The organism is Sorangium sp. So ce887 (genome assembly GCF_051521455.1).
GTDB lineage: Bacteria > Myxococcota_A > Polyangia > Polyangiales > Polyangiaceae > Sorangium.
Window position 1 is genome coordinate 2,357,634 of the sequence record NZ_CP150354.1, and the last position, 15,781, is coordinate 2,373,414.

The following is a 15,781-nucleotide window of genomic DNA, read 5'->3' on the forward strand; positions in this document are numbered from 1 at the left end:
CTGCCGTGTAGCCGCCAGGGCTACTCGTCCTCGGCCTCTGCCTTGTCCCCGCGCAACCCGAGCGCCTTGCACTTCTTGTAGAGGTGGCTCCGCTCGAGCCCGAGCCCCCGCGCCGTCGCGGCCATCTGCCCTCCGTGATGGACGAGCGCCTCCTCCAGGATGGTCCGCTCCGCCTCCTCCGCGAGCACCCGGAACGGCACCCCCGGCCGGAAGATTCCGCCCTTCATCGCGGCCTGCTGCCCTCCGAGGCAGACCTTCACGTCGCCCTCGTCGATCGTCTCATCGGGCGTCAGGATCACCAGCCGCTCGATGATGTTGCGCAGCTCCCGCACGTTCCCCGGGAAGCTGTAGGCGACGAGCATCCTCATCCCGCCCTCCGTGAACGCCATCCCGGGCCGATCGTTCGCCTGCGTCGCGATCGCGAGGAAATGCCGCGCGAGCTGCGGCACGTCCTCGCGCCGCGCCCGGAGCGGCGGCAGCGACAGCGGCAGCACGTTCAGCCGGTCGTGGAGGTCCGGCCGGAACTGCCCCTCGCGGCACGCGGCCTCGATGTCGCGGTTCGTCGCCGCCACCACGCGCACGTCGACCTTGAGCGTCTCGTTCCCGCCCACGCGCTCGATCTCGCGCTCCTGCAGCACCCTGAGCAGCTTCGCCTGCATCGCGAGCGGCATGTCCCCGACCTCGTCGAGGAACAGCGTTCCGCCGCTCGCGCGCTCGAACTTCCCTCGTCGCTGCTTCGTCGCGCCCGTGAACGCCCCCGCCTCGTGGCCGAACATCTCGCTCTCGATGAGCTCGCTCGGGACCGCGGCGCAGTTCATCTTCTCCAGCGGTCCGCGCGCCCGCTTCGACGCGCCGTGGATCGCGCGCGCGACGAGCTCCTTCCCGGTGCCGCGCTCGCCCGTCACGAACACCGTCGCGGTCGCCTTCGCCGCGCGCGCGATCTGCTCGCGCAGATCGAGCATCGCGCGGCTCTCCCCGATGAGCTCGCCCACCTGGCCGGTCTGCGTCCGGAGCGCCTTCGCCTCGGCCTCGGCGCGGATGAGGCGCAGGGTGTTCTCGAGCACGAGCAGCAGCCGATCGGTCGACAGCGGCTTCTCCAGGAAGTCGATCGCGCCGAGCCGCGTCGCGCGGACGGCGGCGTCGACGGTCGCGTGGCCGCTCATCATCACGACCGGCAGCTCCGAGCCCGCAGCGCGTATCCGCTTGAGCAGCTCTACGCCGTCGCCGTCGGGCAGCGAGACGTCGAAGAGCGCGATGTCATAGCTCCGCTTCGCGAGCTTCTCCTCGGCCACCCCGACGCCGCCGGCGACGTCGACCGTGTAGCCCTCGAGCGACAGGGCCTTCTGGAGTGTCGTCAAGATCGCCCGCTCGTCGTCGAGCACCAGCACATGTCCGCGCGGCATGCTTGCCACCGTAGCGCGGAACCGCCGTGGCCGACGCCCGCCGCGCCTCCGCCGTCCGGCGTGGAGAAATGGGCTCCGGCGCGCGTGCGCTATGGTACCTTGGCGTAGAATGTCTGCCGACGGTCCCGTGACGGCGGAAGGAGATCTGGAGCGGACGCCGTTCGCTCACCTCTTCGTCTATGCCGTCGATCATCGGCTGACCGGCGCGCTCATCCTGCTGGAGCCCACGGGCGCCGAGCACACCCTGCGGATCGTCCGGGGGTCCCCGGTCAAGCTCCGTCCGAGCGACGACTACGCCCGGCTCGGAGAGATCCTGCTCGAGGAGGGGGTGATCTCCGCGGAGATCCTGAGGGACGCGCTCGCGACCAGGGGCCTCCTGGGCGACGTGCTGCTGCTGTCGGGGTGCCTCGACGCCCCGACCATCGACTGGCTCGCCCAGGTCCAGTTCGTGCGGCGGATGGTGCGCCTCTTCGACCTGCCTCCGGAGACGAAGTACCGCTACTTCAACGGCCTCGACGTGCTCGCCGACTGGGGGGGCGATCCGGCGAAGGTCGATCCGCTCGCGCTCCTCTGGGCAGGGCTGCGCGACCACGGCGAGCGCTCGACGCGGCTAGAGCGGACCCTGGAGCGGATCGGGTCGGTGCCCCTCCGCCTGCACCCCGCCCTCGAGCCGGGTCGCTTCGGTTTCGGCGAGAGCGAGCTCGCCGTGCTCGACGTGCTCCAGAGCAGCGCCACGCCCTCGCTCGCGGCGCTCGTCCGGTCCGGGATCGCGCCGGAGCCGACCGTGCGCAAGCTCATCTACGCCCTGGCCATCACCCGTTATCTCGATTTCGGGAAGGGCATCCCGGTGAGCGCGGAGCCCTCGTCGAGCGTGCCGCCCGCCAGCGCGGCGAGCCTGTCGCTCGGGCGCATGCAGCTCCGCGCCACCGTGCATCGCGTGGGCGCCGCCGCGCCGGATCCGGCCGGCGACGGCGAGCGTGCGCCGGTGCTCGGTCGAGGTCGCCGCCGCGATCGCTTGTCGTCGGAGCCGTCGCCCGTGTCCGTCGTGGCGGGAGCGTCTCCGCTCACCGGAGGCTCGCTCTCCGCCGCGGTCGCAGCCGAGCTCGCCAGCGCCGCCGGAATCGACGGCGGCCGCGCGGCGCGCGAGCCCTCCGGCGCCGACAGGGGTCCCGGCGCCGACAGGGGGCGCGAAGCGTGGGGCTCGCCCGCTCCGACCGACGAGGGCGCCTCCGGCGGCTCGCCGGTGACCGAGGACCCCTGACGACAGCTGCCCGCGGCGGAGCACCAGGCCAGACGAGGCCGCGCCGTGCTGGAAGGCGCGCTCGCGTTTCTTTATAGGCCGCCGAGCGATGCAGAGGTCCGCGCAACACCGGCTCCCCGCTCAGGTTCACCTCCCCTCCGGCACTGTGGCGCACCTGTCGGACGCCGCCGCGCGCGCCCAGGCCGAGACCGTCTTCGGCGCTCCCGGCGGACGCGGCGGCGACGAGCGTTCCTCCGTCGGCAGGTGCGCGCGCGACGTGCAGGTCCTCGCGGGCCCGTCGGTCCTGGCCGACGCGCGCGGCGCGCCGCTGGATCCGCTCGACCTGCCGCTCGCCGACGCCCATGTCCTGCGCGCGCTCCTCGCGTCGGCCGGCGTCGTCCCCGAGGAGCCGGGCGCGTACACCTGCGAGAACTGCGGCGCCCCGTTCGAGGTCGCCCCGTCGAGCCTGCTCGAGATCGGGCCCTTCACCGACGGCGAGCTCGATGACCCCGAGCTCGATCGCCCGTTCGGTTTCGACGTGGTGCACCCGATCCCGGCGTTGCGCGTGGGTCGCGCCGTCTGCCGCGGCGTGCGGTTCGCCGAGCGGACCGTCGAGGAGGCGATGCCGCTGCTGCGCCTGTCCGGCGAGGGCGCGCTCCGCATCACGCCGTCGCTGGTCGTGGCCATGGGGATCGCGGCGCTCGGCCGCGAGCGGCGCGCCCCGGTGATCGCCGACGCGCTCGTCAGGGCTCCGGACGAGGCGTGGGCGGCGATCGTCGACCTCTACCACGAGGCGCGTTACCCCGCGCGGCTCGTCGCGGTCCACCGCTGCCAGGGCTGCGGCGCCCGCAACGATCTCGATGTGCCTCTCGAGCGCGAGCTCGCGCGCGCGCCGCTCCGCGCTCCCGACGCAGGCGCGGACGATGCCGCGGAGCCCGGCGCCGGGGCGGGGAGCGCGGGCGCCTTCCCGGATCTCGACGCCTTCGAGGCGCGCGTTCGCGCGGCGGCCGAGCGCATCTACAAGGCCCGCGGCGTGCGGAACATCGATCTCTTCATCGATGCGGGGGTGCCGGCCTGCGACGACGGAGGCGAGCCGCTGCTCGGCTGCTACACGCCCGGGACGCCCGCGGACGAGCTCGGGATCGCCCGCCCTCCGGAGATCCGGATCTTCTACCGGACGTTTCGATCGGAAGTCCGAGATGACCCCGGGTTCGACGTCGACGCCGAGATCACCGAGACGATCGATCACGAGGTGATCCACCACCTGCACCACCTGGCCGGCAGCGATCCGGTCGACGACGAGGAGCATGCGCAGATCGAGCGCGAGCAGCTGCGCCGGATCGGCCACGCCGAAGCCGCGCGGCGCGCGCGGCGCGGCGTCCTGTCGGACCTCGCCGGCTTCGCGCGCGCGACGTGGCCGGCCTGGTTGATCGCGGCCGTTGGGACGGCCATCGCGTGGTGTGAGGGCGGAGGCTGACGCTCCCGCTCCGGGCGGCGCGAGCGCGGCCGTGCGCTCGCCGCTTTCTTCGAAGCGGAGGGATGAGCTGTTTATACTGCGGGGGCAGCACGAAGATGTGCCGGGGAATACCGGCTCCTCGCGCGCCGCTGTGCTCCTGCCGAGGATCGTGAAGACGAAGAGCTCGCCGGCCGTCAGGGCCGGGTCCACCAAAGCGCCCCGTCCAGCCAAGCGGGATGGCGATGTGCAGAACCGCCGGGGAAGCCCCGATGCGGTCGAGAAGCGCCGTGCGGCGCGCCGGTTCAACGAGCTGCTCCTGGGCGGCGGCGGACGCGCCGGGGACGGCCGCACCGAGCGCCGGCGCCGGCGCCTGCTCGCGGAGCTGGCCGAGGGCGTCGCGCGGCGCGGCAAGCGGGCGCTCAAGCCGATCGACGTGCTGTCGCGGGTCGAGGAGCTCCTCGAGCTGGGCGAGCCGCTCGCCTCGATCCGCAAGGCATACCCGCCGCCGCCCCCGGTCGAGGTGACCGCCGAGCTCGTCGAGGGCCTGCGGCACCTCCACCGCGCCTACGGCTTCTCCGCGGACGTGTACCGGTTCGTCGGGCTCGACGCGCACGCCCTGCGGAAGGCGGGCGTGCTGCGGAGCGGCGAGCGCGGAGCGCAGGGCGGCGTGTCCGCCGAGACAGCGCGCCGCGGCGCGGCTTGACCCTGCCCGCCGGCGCGGGGATAACCCGCTCCGATGCGCGCGAGAACGGTGAAGCTCTCCCTCGCCGCGGCCGCCGTGGCGGCCGTGTGCGCGGCGTCGACCGGCCTGTCGCTCCGCGCGCAGGCCCAGCCAGCGGCCGGCGCCGCGGCCGACGCGGTGGTGGCGCGCGTCGGCGACAGGGTGATCACGGCGCCGGAGGTCGAGCGCAGGATCGCGCAGATCCCGCCGTTTCAGCTCCAGAGCCTCGGGCGTACCCCGGAAGAGATCCGGAAGAACTTCGTGAGTCAGGTCCTCGTGCGGGAGCTGCTCCTCGTCCAGGGGGCCGCCGCGCAGAAGCTCACCGAGCGCGCCGACGTGCAGGATCGCATCCGCGGCGTCCTGCGCGCCGCGCTGCTGCAGCGGATCCAGGCGGAGGCGGCCTCGAGCTCCCCGGTGACGGACGAGGAGATCCGCGCCTACTACGAGGCCCACCGCGACAAGTTCAGCTCCCCGGCGATGGTGGCGCTCTGGCGCATCCTCGTCGCGACGCGCGAGGAGGCCGAGGCGATCCTGGCCGAGCTCAAGAAGGACCCGTCGCCCCAGCGGTTCAAGGACATCGCGCGCGAGAAGTCGCTCGACAAGGCGACCAGCATGCGCGGCGGCGATCTCGGCTTCGTGACGTCCGACGGCACCACGACCGAGCCGGGGCTCAAGGTCGCCCCGGGGCTCCTGGAGGCCGTCGCCCGGGTGAAGGACGCGGAGCTCGTGCCCGAGCCGGTGCCGGAGGGCGATCGCTTCGCCGTGCTGTGGCGGCGGCAGAGCAGGAGGCCCGTGAGCCGCTCGCTGGAGCAGGAAGCGCCGTCGATCCGCCAGATCCTCGCGCATGGCAAGGCAGAGGCGCAGCTGAAGCAGCTCCTCGATCGCCTGCGGGCGCAGGACGTATCGGGTCACGCGCCCGAACTCGTCGACCTCCTCGACGTCACCTCGACGGGCGATCTGCAGCCGCTGAAGCGCCCGGGCACCCTCGCGAGCAGCCGCCGCCCGGGCGCGCCCCCGCCTTCGCCCGTGCCGCGCAACGACATGCGCTGAGGACGGCGACCTCGCATGGAGGGCGGAGCCGACGCCCCCGGATCACCGCCGTCGATCGTGGGGTGAGCGTCAGTTCAAGGCGACGGCGAGCGCGATGGCGGCGAAGCCGGAGGCGATGGTGAGCGCGAGCGCGGCGAGGCTTCCGGCGCGCCGAGCGCGCTCTGCGGCGCCGGGGTGGAGCGCATAGACGCCGAGGAGCAGCGCTGTGGAGGCCTTGCCCGGCACCCGGAGCGAGGCCGACAGGGCCTGCTCGGCGCCCTTGACGCCGCCGGTGACGAGCATGACCAGCGCGCCGAGCGGGCCGGCCATGAGGTCCCAGCCGCACGCGTAGAGCCCGAAGCGGAGCGCGCGCCGTCGCTCTGGCCGCGCGCCTTGGCGGCGCGCGCCGAGGTCGAGCGCGGCTCCGTGCAAGGCGTGCGCGAGCACCATCCACACGGTGAGGCCGGGGACGCCGAGCGCGAGCCACTGGAGGGCGCTCGCGCGCGCGGCCGGGTTCCGGGCGAGCTCCAGCGTCAGGCCCGGCAGCGCCAGCGCGGCGATGGGCAGGAGCGCGACGATCATCGAGAGGATCGCGAGCGTCTCCGCCAGCAGGGCGAACCGCATGGCCGCCGAGATCGCGCCGTCGGGGATCGCCGCGAAGAACGTCTCGGCCCCCAGCGTGGTCGCCTTCGAGGTGGCCCAGAGCCGCGACCAGACCCCGTCGATCGGGCGCTCCCAGGGGATGATCGCGACGACCCCCGAGCCCTCGTCGCTTGCAGCGGAGCACCCGGCGCAATCGGGCTGGCCGCAGCACGCGCAGAGCACCGCTGCGGGGACGTCGAACACCTCGTCGTCCCGCGCGAGCTCACGGCGTACGCTGGCAGATCTTTTGGCCATTGCGCACCTTCGAGGAGCGGGCAGAGGCTACTCCCACCAAGGTTACGTCGCACGAGCTGGCCTGTCGACCCGAGATGCCCCTGAGCACGCTCTTCCTGCCTGGCTGCGCGGCGTGATCCTCGCGGATCGGGATCGGCGTCGCGCTCGGAGCGGAGAGCGTCGCGACGCTGGAGGTCGGCCATGGTTCACATGCGCTGCGCGCTCTGCGAGCTCAGTGCAGCACCTCGTCGCCCCGCCGCCGCCTTCCCGTGGGGAGGTCGTCGCTCCTTCCTCCGAAGAGCGCTGCGGTCACCAGCGCGAGGAGCGCGATCGCCCCGGTCGCGTAGAGCCCGTAGCCCCACGTGAAGCGGACTGGACGGAGCAGCGTGCTGGCCGGCGTGAACAGCAGGCGCATCGCGACGGTCGTGAGGGCGACCGCGGCGAGGAACGCGACGGCCACGCGGGCGCCGCGCATCTTGTGGATCGACCGCCGCGTCAGCACGAGCGGGATCATCACGAAGAACGCGACCGCGGGGGCCCACATCCACCCGAGCCTGCGCGCGAGCTCGAAGCCGCTGAGGTCGCGGAGCTCCGGGGCCGTCTCGTGGATCCACGGCGAGAAGAACGCCGCGAGGCCGAGGACGGCGAGCGCGAGCAGGACCCCCCTGCCGCGCCCGGCGTAGCTCCATGGGAGCGGCTCCATGTGCGGCGGAAGCGGCTCGTCGGGCTCCTCGTGGAGCGCGTCGTAGGAGGGGGGGAGCTTCGAGAGCGCCTCCAGCCGGAGGCCGCAGGCGGGGCAGGTGGGGGCCTCTCTTGCCTCGAACATCTCCCGGCAGAAGGGGCAGGCGTAAAGCCCGGTCATCGCGGCGGGAGGTATAGCGCACGGCGGGCGAGCGCGCGTCGAGCGGCGCGCGCGGGGCTGGGGTCCGCATTCCGGGGTTCCACCGGGGCGGGGCTTAGCTCATAGTTGCGCCTCATGGGCAAGCGTGATCGGCTCTCGGGCGATGAGATCGCCGGGTTCGTTGCTGCTCACCCGGGCTGGGCGCAGGCGGGCGAGCGGATTGAGCGGAGTTACTCGTTTCCGGATTACGGGGCCAGCGTGGGCTTCGTGATGCGGGTCGCCCTCCTGGCCGAGCGGCGCGACCATCACCCCGACATCGAGCTGTCGTGGGGCAAGGTGCGGGTCGCGTGGTCCACGCATGACGCTGGCGGTCTGACGGCGCTCGACCTAGAGCTGGCCGAGCTGACCGACCGTCTGAGCGCGGGCTGACTCCGCGCGTGGGCAAGGTGCTGGGGATGCTCCCGAGCGAGCTGCTGCAACGTCTGGATCTGGGGCTGGAGGGGGATCTGCCGCACCTCGAGGAGGCGCTGACGCACCCGAGCTTCTCGAACGAGCAGCGAGGCGGCCGGCGCGTGGACAACCAGCGCCTCGAGTTCCTGGGGGACGCCGTGCTCGGGCTCTGCGTGACGGAGCTCTTGATGGAGCGATTTCCAGGCGCGCGGGAGGGGGAGCTCTCGATGATGCGCTCGGCGCTTGTCAACACGGACGCGCTCGCGGCGTGGGCGCGAGGGATCGAGCTCGGCGCGGCGCTCCGGGTCGGACGCGGCGCTGAGGTCGCCGGGGAGCGCGACCAGACGAACGTGCTCGCCGACGCCGCCGAGGCGCTCGTCGCGGCCCTGTACCTCGATCGCGGCTTCGAGAGCGCCCGCGCGCTGAGCCGGAAGATCGTCGCGAGCCCGCTCGCCCAGCTCGCGAGCGGCAGCATGCTCGGGCGCGACGCGAAGAGCGAGCTGCAGGAGCGCGTGCAGGCGCGCGGCGCGGCGTCGCCGCGCTACCGGCTGATGGGCACGGAGGGGCCGGACCATGACCGCGCGTTCCTCGTCGCCGTGGAGGTCGATGGCAGGGTCATCGGCACCGGCCGGGGCCGGTCGAAGAAGCTCGCGGAGCAGGCGGCCGCGCGCGCCGCGCTCGTGGCGTGCGCCGCGCCGGAGCTCGCGACCGCATCCGATGAACGGATGCCCGCCGAGGCGCTGCAAGGCACGCCCGAGGGCAGGGGTGCCCCGCCTGCCGGCGGGGTATCCTCCGAGCAATCCGTGAACGACCGAGGACCCAGTCGATGATCCGTCACCTGTTTCTTGCCTTCACCTTCGCGCTCTGCTCGCTCTTCGTCGCGTTGCCGGCCTGGGCCGGGAGCTACCTGGACAGGGCGAGCCTGCTCCTCGCCGAGGCGCGCAGGGAAGGCGACATGCTGTTGCCGCGCACCCATGACAAGGAGCTCATCATGGTGGTGCACGCGCTCGCCGAGGCGCGCGCCCGGGTGGCGAGCAAGATGGAGTGCCCTGCCTCCGTCTCCAGGGCGCACCCGCATCTCCTGCTCGTGCTCGAGAACAGCGAGCGCGCGGCCGACGCGGCCGCTCAGGGCAACTTCAAGAAGTTCATGGAACACCTGACCGTGGCGCGGAACGAGGACCGAGCGTTCCGGGCGCTCCTCGCCGAGCTCGGCTATTCGCTGCCCGATCTGAGCTCGAAGCGCTGAGGCGGTGGAGCTCCGCCCGCGGGCCCTCGGCCCGCGCCGGTCGAGGCGGGCCTACGCTGGGGGAGCGGCGCCGCGCCGGAAGCGCCTGCCAGGCGTCCCGGCGGTGCGTGGCCTCAGAACACGGCGCCGAGATCGAGCGCCAGGGTCCACTGCGACGCGAGCTCGGCGAACTTGTTCTCGCCGTTGATCTCGTGGGTCGATCCCTGGTTCGCGTCCTCGGGGCTCACGACGTCGGTGATGAAGTGCGCGCCGAGCTTGACCATCTGGAACCGCAGCTGCGCGCCGAAATGGAGCCGGTGGCGTGTCATGCGCACGGCGTCGAACACGACGGTGTTGTTGAAGTCGGCCTGGGAGCCGCCGTCGCAAACCGGCTGACCGTCGTGGGGGAGCGTTTCGCCGTCCTGTCCCCGCACGGGGTTCGCGGGCGAATTCAGCCCGCCGAAGTTGCAGTAGTTCACGGCGTCGGTGTTCGGGGTGAGATCGATCAGCCCCGAGTCGCCGAAGATGTGGATCCACTGGTAGCCCGCGTACGGGGTGACGACGACCGTGCCGCCGATCGGCAGAGGCTTCGAGATCTGCGCGTCGAAGCCGGCGACCGTCAACTGGAACTCCTCGGTCCCGGTGACCGTCCGGACGCTGCCGCCGACGGCGAACTCCGGGAAGATTGCGGGGATCCCTCGGCGGAACCCCTCGAACAGCGCCCAGCGCACGTCGGCGCCCCCGCTCACGATGCTGGTGTTGGCCAGGAACCCGACCGCGCCGGTCAGCTCGAGCCCGAACGGAAAGCCCTTGCGCACCTTGAGGGAGTAGTGCTGCAGGAAGGAGTCCGGGCTCCGGTTCTCGATCGAGAAGTTCCCGCTCGACGGATCCTGCGGTCCCTGCGTGCCGCGCCGCCAGTAGTCCGCGTCGCTGTCAATCTTTGTGTAGTCGGCCTCGACGCCGATCTCGAAGCCGCCGTAGCCCGTGGTCCGCGCCGAGTGCATCGCCGACGGCGCCACCGCGAAGCCGTACTGCGCGATGAGCTTCGCGAACGCCGCGTCGTCGGTCTGGCAGCGCTGATAGCGCGACGCGGGGTTGTAGTAGACGCCATGGTCCGGCCCCACGAGGCGGCAGGGAACGGCCGCGGCACCGGCGCCCTGAGCCGGGTCGCGCACGAGCCGCGCGAGCGCCGGGTCCATGGAGTCTGCGGCGGCCAGCGAGGACGACGCGACCCCTGCGAGGGTAATAGCCGAGGCGATCCAGCACGATGCGCGCATTCCGTGTCTCCGAGGCGGGAGGCTACGTGTCCGCTCGTACAGCCGTCAAGCGAACAGAGGTACCTCGGCCGGTTCCGATCGCGTTTTGCGCGCTGCCGCGTGGGCCGGCACCCGATCGGGCGGCGGTGGCGAGCCAGGTCGCAGGCGCGATCCCCCGCTCGGGGGTTGCGGCGCGCGGGCGCGTCGCGGAAAGAGAGGACGTGCTCAATGATGGTCGCCCCCGGCTCCGCGCGGCGCCGCTCGATCCGCCGTTCCGGATCGTGCTGGTCGAGCCGGAGATCCCGCAGAACACAGGCAACATCGCGCGGCTCTCGGCTGCGACGCAGAGCCCCTTGCACCTGCTCGGGAGGCTGGGGTTCCGCATCGACGAGCGGAGCGTCCGCCGCGCGGGGCTCGATTACTGGCATCTGGTCACGCTCGAGCAGCACCTTGACATCGCCCACTTCCGCCACCGGCACCCGAACGCGCGGCTGCGCCTGTTCAGCGCGGTGGCGCAACGGAGCTACCTCGACGCGGACTTCCGGCCGGGCGACGCCCTCGTCTTCGGCAAGGAGAGCGTGGGCCTCGACCCCGACCTCCTCGCCCGCATGCCCGACGACGTGTTCGGCATCCCCACGCTGGGCCCGGTGCGCTCTCTCAACCTGGCCAACGCGGTGGCCATCGTCCTCTACGAGGCGCTCCGTCAGGTGGGCGCGCTCGCGGGCGCCGCGCCGGGGTGAGCGCGTGGTCCGCGGCGAGGTCACGCCGGAGGTGACGCCCGCGCGCGGTGGATCCAGGCGCCCGCGCGCGGTGGACTGCGGCGGGGCGTCGTTCTAAGGGACGGGGACATGAACATGCACCGGCAGCGCGCGCGACACGACGGCGGACGGGCTGCCGCGCGCTTCGTTCGGGTCGGCGTGGCCGTCGCGCTCTCGGTCGCGGCGCTCGCCTCCGCCGGATGCACCCGGCGGCCTCCGAACGGCACGCCCGACGGCGCCGTCCGGGAGCTCGTCGCGCGCCTGCGGCAGCTGCATGGCGACCCGGTGGATGCCAAGGCCGCCTTCGAGCTCCTGTCCCGGCGCGCTCGGGACAACCTGGCCGCGCGCGCGCAGCGCTACAGCGCGGCGACCGGCAAGGCGATCGCGCCCGAGGCGATGATCACGCCGTCCCGCTTCATCCTGCGCTTCGAGCCGCAGCGGTACATTGCCCAGATCGCCGGCGCCCACGCCCTGGTGGACGTCGCCGGCCTGCTCCCAGGCGAGCGCGTTCAGGTGCCTTGCGTCTACGAGGACGCAGGGTGGCGCGTCGATCTTGCGCTGCCGTCGCTCCCTCCCGTCCAGAAGCGGCCAGGCAGCGATCTCTGAGCGCGCCCGTTCCGCCACCGGCGGTGCGGACCGAGGCGCGACGTCCCGAGCCCTCTGGATGGGATCTCGGGTCCACAAAAGCCCGGAGGCCGGCAGTGCCGGCCTCCATCGGCAGCGGCCGCAGGGCCGCTAGCCATGAGGTAACGCCTCAGTTGGCGAGAAAGATCGCCTCGATCTCGGTCTTCACCTGCTCTTCCGTCTGGCCCCGGGCGATCGCGATCTCCTTGACGATCAGCGTCCGGGCGGTGTCGAGCATGCGGCGCTCACCGAACGAGAGTTGCTTGTCCGTCTTCAGGCGGTAGAGGTCGCGGAGCACCTCCGCGACGTCGTAAATCGAGCCCGTCTTGATCTTGTCCATGAAACCGCGGTAGCGGCGGTTCCAGGTCTGGTTGTCGAACGCGATGGTGCGCTCGCGGAGGATGTCGAAGATTTCCCGGATTTCCTGTTCAGAAATGACCTGGCGAAGGCCGACCGCGCTCGCGTTGCTGACGGGAACCATGATCTTTCGATCCGTGTCCAAGATGCGGAGAACGTAGAATCGCTGGCGATTCCCGGCGATGTCCTTCTCCTCGATGTTGACCACCTCGGCAACGCCTTGGGCCGGGTAGACGGCTTTGTCGCCCACCTTGAACTGGATCTCCGAACGAGCCTGCATATCGTCTCCTTTGCCTTCCACCCCGCCGTCTCTTTATTTTCTCGTCTGCCTCCCGAAATCCTCTTCGGGACGCGTACGTTGAACATGCGGTTGAACCTGGACCCGCAGAACCGACACACACCGTCGCGCATTCCTAGAAAAGAGCCATGAGCCATCTCTCGAGACCGCTGTGCGAGAAGCCGAAGCGAGAGCACCACCGCCATGACCCGCGAGGGGCCGGTGCTCCGGCGTGCACAGTGGAATCTTGAGCGGCGGCGGTAGAAGCGGACGGTTCCGGGCGGAAGGGATTGAGGTTGGGGGAACGGCCCTCTTGAGAAAGGGCCGGTTTGCGCCAGGCGCGCGCACTCTAGTGAGCCGGCCCAGATACGTCAACGAAAATCCCCGTGGTTGACCCATCGTGGCGTGATCGCTCTGGTTTTTAGCTCAGGATCGGGCGGGGTCACAGGGTGTACCGATGGGGCATCCGCGGGGATGCACGCTGGCTGACGCCGCCTAGCTTAGGGCAGAGCGGGCCTCTCCGGGAGAGGCGGCGGACCTGACCTGAGTGGGATGGGTCGAAAATGTGGCGGACACAACGGCGCCTGGAGTTATATCCGTCCAGGCTTCAAACGAGCCAGGGGACTCAGACGGTGCAGAGCCGCTCGGCCAACCCCCAGCGGACGCCGCGATCCGAGGCGATGAGATCGACGGGCGCGCCGGCGAGCCGCGAGGCCCACGCGAGGATCTCCTCGATGAGCACGCTGCCCGCCACGATGACGTCGGCGCGCGCCGGATCCAGGGCGGGCAGCTGCCTGCGCTCGGCGAGCGGCAGCGAGGCGAGACGGGACGTGATGGCCACGACCTCCGCCCCGGATACCCGGCCGCCGTGCACGCGAGCGCCGTCGTAGGGGACGACGTCGCGCACGAGCGCGGCGAGGGTCGTCACCGTCCCCGCGACGCCGACCAGGGTGGGCGCGGCGAGCAGGGGCACGGCGGGGACCGTCGCCAGGGCGGCCCGGGCGTCCGCGCGGACGGCCTCGAGTTCCTCCCCGGCCGGCGGATCCGCCCGGATGTGACGCTCGGTCAGCCGGACGCTCCCGATGTCGAGGCTCACCGCCCCCTCCACCGCCCCGCCGGCGCTGCCGACGATGATCTCGGTGCTGCCGCCGCCCACGTCGAACACGATCCTGGGCCCCTGGGCCGGCAGGTCGAGCCCCGTCAGCGCGCCGGCGTACGTGAGCTCCGCCTCCTCCGGCCCGGAGATGACGCGCGGCGCGACGCCGATGAGCCCGCGGGCGCGGGCGATGAACTCCTCCCCCCCGGCGGCGTCGCGCATCGCGCTGGTCCCGACGGCGTCCACGCGCTCGACCCCCAGCGACCTGAGCTCCTCGCCGTACCGGGCGAGGCAAGCGAGCGTCCGCTCCACGGCCTCGGGCGCGAGCGCGCGCGCCGCGTCGACCCCCTGGCCGAGCCGGGTGATGGTCGCGCGCTCGACGAGCGCGACGAGCTCACCCCCGCGGCGCTCGGCGATGAGCAGGAGGACCGAGTTGGTCCCGATGTCGATGGCCGCGACGCTCATCCGCAAGGCCTCACTGGGTGAGCGTCTTCAGGTCGAGCATCTCCTCGACGTTCGGCAGCACCACGAGCTCGCAGCGCCGGTTGGCCTGCTTGTTCTCCGGGGTGTCGTTGGCCTTCACCGGATCGGTGTCGCCGTAGCCCGAGGCGCTCCACCGCTCGGGCTTGAGCCCGCCGCCGCCCTTGTCCTGGGGCTGGAGCAGGAACGCCAGCACCTCGCGGGCGCGCATGACGCTGAGCCCCCAGTTGTCCTTGAAGCGGCCGCCGGCGAGCGGCGCGTTGTCCGTATGCCCGGCGACCTGGAACGAGCGCGTCGACAGCCCGGCGTCGTTGCGGATGACCTCGGCCACCTTGAGCAGGATGTCGAGGCCCTCCTTCTTCAGCGTCTCCCGGCCCGAGTCGAAGAGGACGTCGCCGGGCAGCTGGATGACCATCCGGTTGTTGCGGACGGTCACGTTGAGCCCGAGCTTCGTGAGGGCCTGGAGCTTGTCCCGCAGGACCTCGAAGCGCTTCTTGATGTCCTCGAGCTGCTGGGCGCGGCGGCGGAAGTCCTCGAGCGCCCGGGCCTGCTGCTCGAGGTTCGCGTTCAGGTTGGAGATGTCGACGCCCGCGGCCTTGAGCTGGGACTTGAGCTGCTCGATCCGGGCGGCCGCCTCGTCGATCTCGCTCTTGGCTTTCTTGTTCTGCGCCTGCTCGGCGCTCAGCTGGGTCTTCAGGCCCTCGATCTCACGGACCTTCGCCTGCATCTCCTCCTCCGAGTAGCCGCATCCGAGCGCCCCCGAGCCGGCGAGGAGCGTTGCGCCCAGGAGCACCCACGACGTCGAGCGACGAACCAACATACCTTTCCTCCTAGAGCCGCGCGGCGCTCGGCCATGAGGGGCGCCGCGCAGGCGGCGCGACCGTAGCGAGGCGAATGGCGCCGCACAAGGCTCTCTAGAGCCTGCGCAACGCTGGTGCTCCGTGCGACCATGAGCTCTCAGGCGCTGATCGCCGCGCCGTGCGGGCGCGCGATCGCCGGGAAGGAGCGCGGAGGGCCAAAACAGACGTTTTGTAGATTGTCAACGAAAATCTGTTGTCCAGTGCGGTCTGGTTGTTTTCACCATGGCCTGATCCGGCGTTTACCCTCGCAACGCTTGCGGACCAGTTTGCCTGGAACACATGGGATACATCGGTTTAGGCCCTGCAAGATTTTCCTTGACCATCACCATGCGTGGCAATATACGTCGTGCAACATCTGTTGCCTCGGTGAGTAAATTGTAGCGGCGACGACGTTGGGCGATGTCCGCCGTGCCGGGGCGAATGCAGGAGGATTTCCAATGGCTGCTAAGAAGACCGCGAAGAAGCCTGCGAAGAAGGTGACGAAGTCGGCCAAGAAGCCGGCCGCCGCGAAGGCCGGGAAGGTCGCAAAGAAGCCGGCGCGGAAGGCAGCGAAGAAGGCCGCCCCGAAGCGCGCCGCCGCCAAGAAGACCCCGAAGCGCGCGGCCGCCAAGAAGCCCGCCGCCAAGAAGGCCGCTCCGAAGCGCAAGGCGAAGGCCGCCGGCAAGCGCGCGGCCGCTCCGAAGAAGGCGGCCGCGCCCCGAGGCGGACGCGCCGCTGCCAAGCGAGCTCCGGCCAAGGGCGCGAGCACCCGCGGCACGCGCAAGAGCACGCCGGCGCCCGCTCCCGCGAGCGCCGGGCCGTCCGACGAGTCGGAATAAGGCGCAGAAGGCGC

General features: G+C 71.7%; 17 protein-coding genes. 10 read left to right on the top strand and 7 right to left on the bottom strand.

The window, feature by feature from the left end; all coding sequences use genetic code 11:
• Window positions 1-20: 20 nt before the first annotated feature.
• Window positions 21-1,403, bottom strand: a complete 1,383-nt coding sequence (locus WMF36_RS08875) for a sigma-54-dependent transcriptional regulator (RefSeq protein WP_437579182.1) — start codon at window positions 1,401-1,403, stop codon at window positions 21-23.
• Between the two features lie 127 nt (window positions 1,404-1,530).
• On the opposite strand from WMF36_RS08875, the gene WMF36_RS08880 reads away from it, so the two are divergent.
• The 4 genes from WMF36_RS08880 (at window position 1,531) to WMF36_RS08895 (ending at window position 5,870) form a co-directional block, all read left to right on the top strand.
• Window positions 1,531-2,664 (top strand): hypothetical protein, encoded by a 1,134-nt coding sequence (locus tag WMF36_RS08880; RefSeq protein WP_437579183.1) that lies wholly within the window; start codon window positions 1,531-1,533, stop codon window positions 2,662-2,664.
• 145 nt (window positions 2,665-2,809) lie between these two features.
• Window positions 2,810-4,120 carry a metallopeptidase family protein gene (locus WMF36_RS08885; protein WP_437579184.1) on the top strand — a complete coding sequence of 437 codons (1,311 nt, stop codon included), beginning with the start codon at window positions 2,810-2,812 and terminating at the stop codon, window positions 4,118-4,120.
• Window positions 4,121-4,343: 223 nt separating this feature from the next.
• A complete protein-coding gene (locus tag WMF36_RS08890) occupies window positions 4,344-4,802 on the top strand; it encodes a hypothetical protein (protein ID WP_437579185.1) in 459 nt (152 codons plus the stop codon).
• A 33-nt stretch (window positions 4,803-4,835) separates the two neighbouring features.
• Complete coding sequence (locus tag WMF36_RS08895; protein ID WP_437579186.1) at window positions 4,836-5,870, top strand: peptidyl-prolyl cis-trans isomerase; 1,035 nt, start codon at window positions 4,836-4,838, stop codon at window positions 5,868-5,870.
• A gap of 69 nt (window positions 5,871-5,939) precedes the next feature.
• On the opposite strand, the gene WMF36_RS08900 is transcribed toward WMF36_RS08895, so the two are convergent.
• Together WMF36_RS08900 and WMF36_RS08905 are read right to left on the bottom strand one after the other, a co-directional pair.
• Window positions 5,940-6,746, bottom strand: coding sequence for a hypothetical protein (locus WMF36_RS08900; protein WP_437579187.1), 807 nt, complete (start codon window positions 6,744-6,746; stop codon window positions 5,940-5,942).
• A gap of 211 nt (window positions 6,747-6,957) precedes the next feature.
• Window positions 6,958-7,587, bottom strand: coding sequence for a hypothetical protein (locus WMF36_RS08905; RefSeq protein WP_437579188.1), 630 nt, complete (start codon window positions 7,585-7,587; stop codon window positions 6,958-6,960).
• A 114-nt stretch (window positions 7,588-7,701) separates the two neighbouring features.
• Between WMF36_RS08905 and WMF36_RS08910 the strand changes: the two genes are divergently transcribed.
• The 3 genes from WMF36_RS08910 to WMF36_RS08920 are packed head-to-tail and all read left to right on the top strand — an operon-like array spanning window position 7,702 to window position 9,262.
• Entirely contained in the window at window positions 7,702-7,995 is a 294-nt protein-coding gene (locus tag WMF36_RS08910) for a 4a-hydroxytetrahydrobiopterin dehydratase (RefSeq protein WP_437488463.1), read from the top strand.
• An 8-nt stretch (window positions 7,996-8,003) separates the two neighbouring features.
• Window positions 8,004-8,846, top strand: a complete 843-nt coding sequence (rnc, locus tag WMF36_RS08915; RefSeq protein ID WP_437579189.1) for a ribonuclease III — start codon at window positions 8,004-8,006, stop codon at window positions 8,844-8,846.
• Window positions 8,843-9,262 carry a hypothetical protein gene (locus tag WMF36_RS08920; protein WP_437579190.1) on the top strand — a complete coding sequence of 140 codons (420 nt, stop codon included), beginning with the start codon at window positions 8,843-8,845 and terminating at the stop codon, window positions 9,260-9,262. The genes rnc and WMF36_RS08920 overlap by 4 nt, the downstream gene beginning before the upstream one ends.
• Before the next feature lie 113 nt (window positions 9,263-9,375).
• On the opposite strand, the gene WMF36_RS08925 is transcribed toward WMF36_RS08920, so the two are convergent.
• Window positions 9,376-10,440 (bottom strand): hypothetical protein, encoded by a 1,065-nt coding sequence (locus WMF36_RS08925; protein ID WP_437579191.1) that lies wholly within the window; start codon window positions 10,438-10,440, stop codon window positions 9,376-9,378.
• A 278-nt stretch (window positions 10,441-10,718) separates the two neighbouring features.
• Between WMF36_RS08925 and WMF36_RS08930 the strand changes: the two genes are divergently transcribed.
• Window positions 10,719-11,237 (top strand): tRNA (cytidine(34)-2'-O)-methyltransferase, encoded by a 519-nt coding sequence (locus WMF36_RS08930; RefSeq protein ID WP_437579192.1) that lies wholly within the window; start codon window positions 10,719-10,721, stop codon window positions 11,235-11,237.
• Between the two features lie 108 nt (window positions 11,238-11,345).
• Complete coding sequence (locus tag WMF36_RS08935) at window positions 11,346-11,861, top strand: hypothetical protein (protein WP_437579193.1); 516 nt, start codon at window positions 11,346-11,348, stop codon at window positions 11,859-11,861.
• A 148-nt stretch (window positions 11,862-12,009) separates the two neighbouring features.
• On the opposite strand, the gene WMF36_RS08940 is transcribed toward WMF36_RS08935, so the two are convergent.
• The 3 genes from WMF36_RS08940 to WMF36_RS08950 all read right to left on the bottom strand — a co-directional run bounded on the left by WMF36_RS08940 (window position 12,010) and on the right by WMF36_RS08950 (window position 14,909).
• The gene (locus WMF36_RS08940; protein WP_012234339.1) at window positions 12,010-12,516 is read right to left on the bottom strand and encodes a CarD family transcriptional regulator; all 507 of its coding nucleotides are present in this window, start codon (window positions 12,514-12,516) and stop codon (window positions 12,010-12,012) included.
• A 622-nt stretch (window positions 12,517-13,138) separates the two neighbouring features.
• Complete coding sequence (locus WMF36_RS08945; RefSeq protein ID WP_437579194.1) at window positions 13,139-14,074, bottom strand: Ppx/GppA phosphatase family protein; 936 nt, start codon at window positions 14,072-14,074, stop codon at window positions 13,139-13,141.
• Between the two features lie 10 nt (window positions 14,075-14,084).
• Window positions 14,085-14,909 (bottom strand): OmpA family protein, encoded by an 825-nt coding sequence (locus tag WMF36_RS08950; RefSeq protein ID WP_437579195.1) that lies wholly within the window; start codon window positions 14,907-14,909, stop codon window positions 14,085-14,087.
• A 477-nt stretch (window positions 14,910-15,386) separates the two neighbouring features.
• Here WMF36_RS08950 and WMF36_RS08955 point away from each other — a divergent pair, with 477 nt between their 5' ends.
• A complete protein-coding gene (locus WMF36_RS08955) occupies window positions 15,387-15,767 on the top strand; it encodes a histone H1 (protein WP_437488484.1) in 381 nt (126 codons plus the stop codon).
• Window positions 15,768-15,781: the final 14 nt, after the last annotated feature.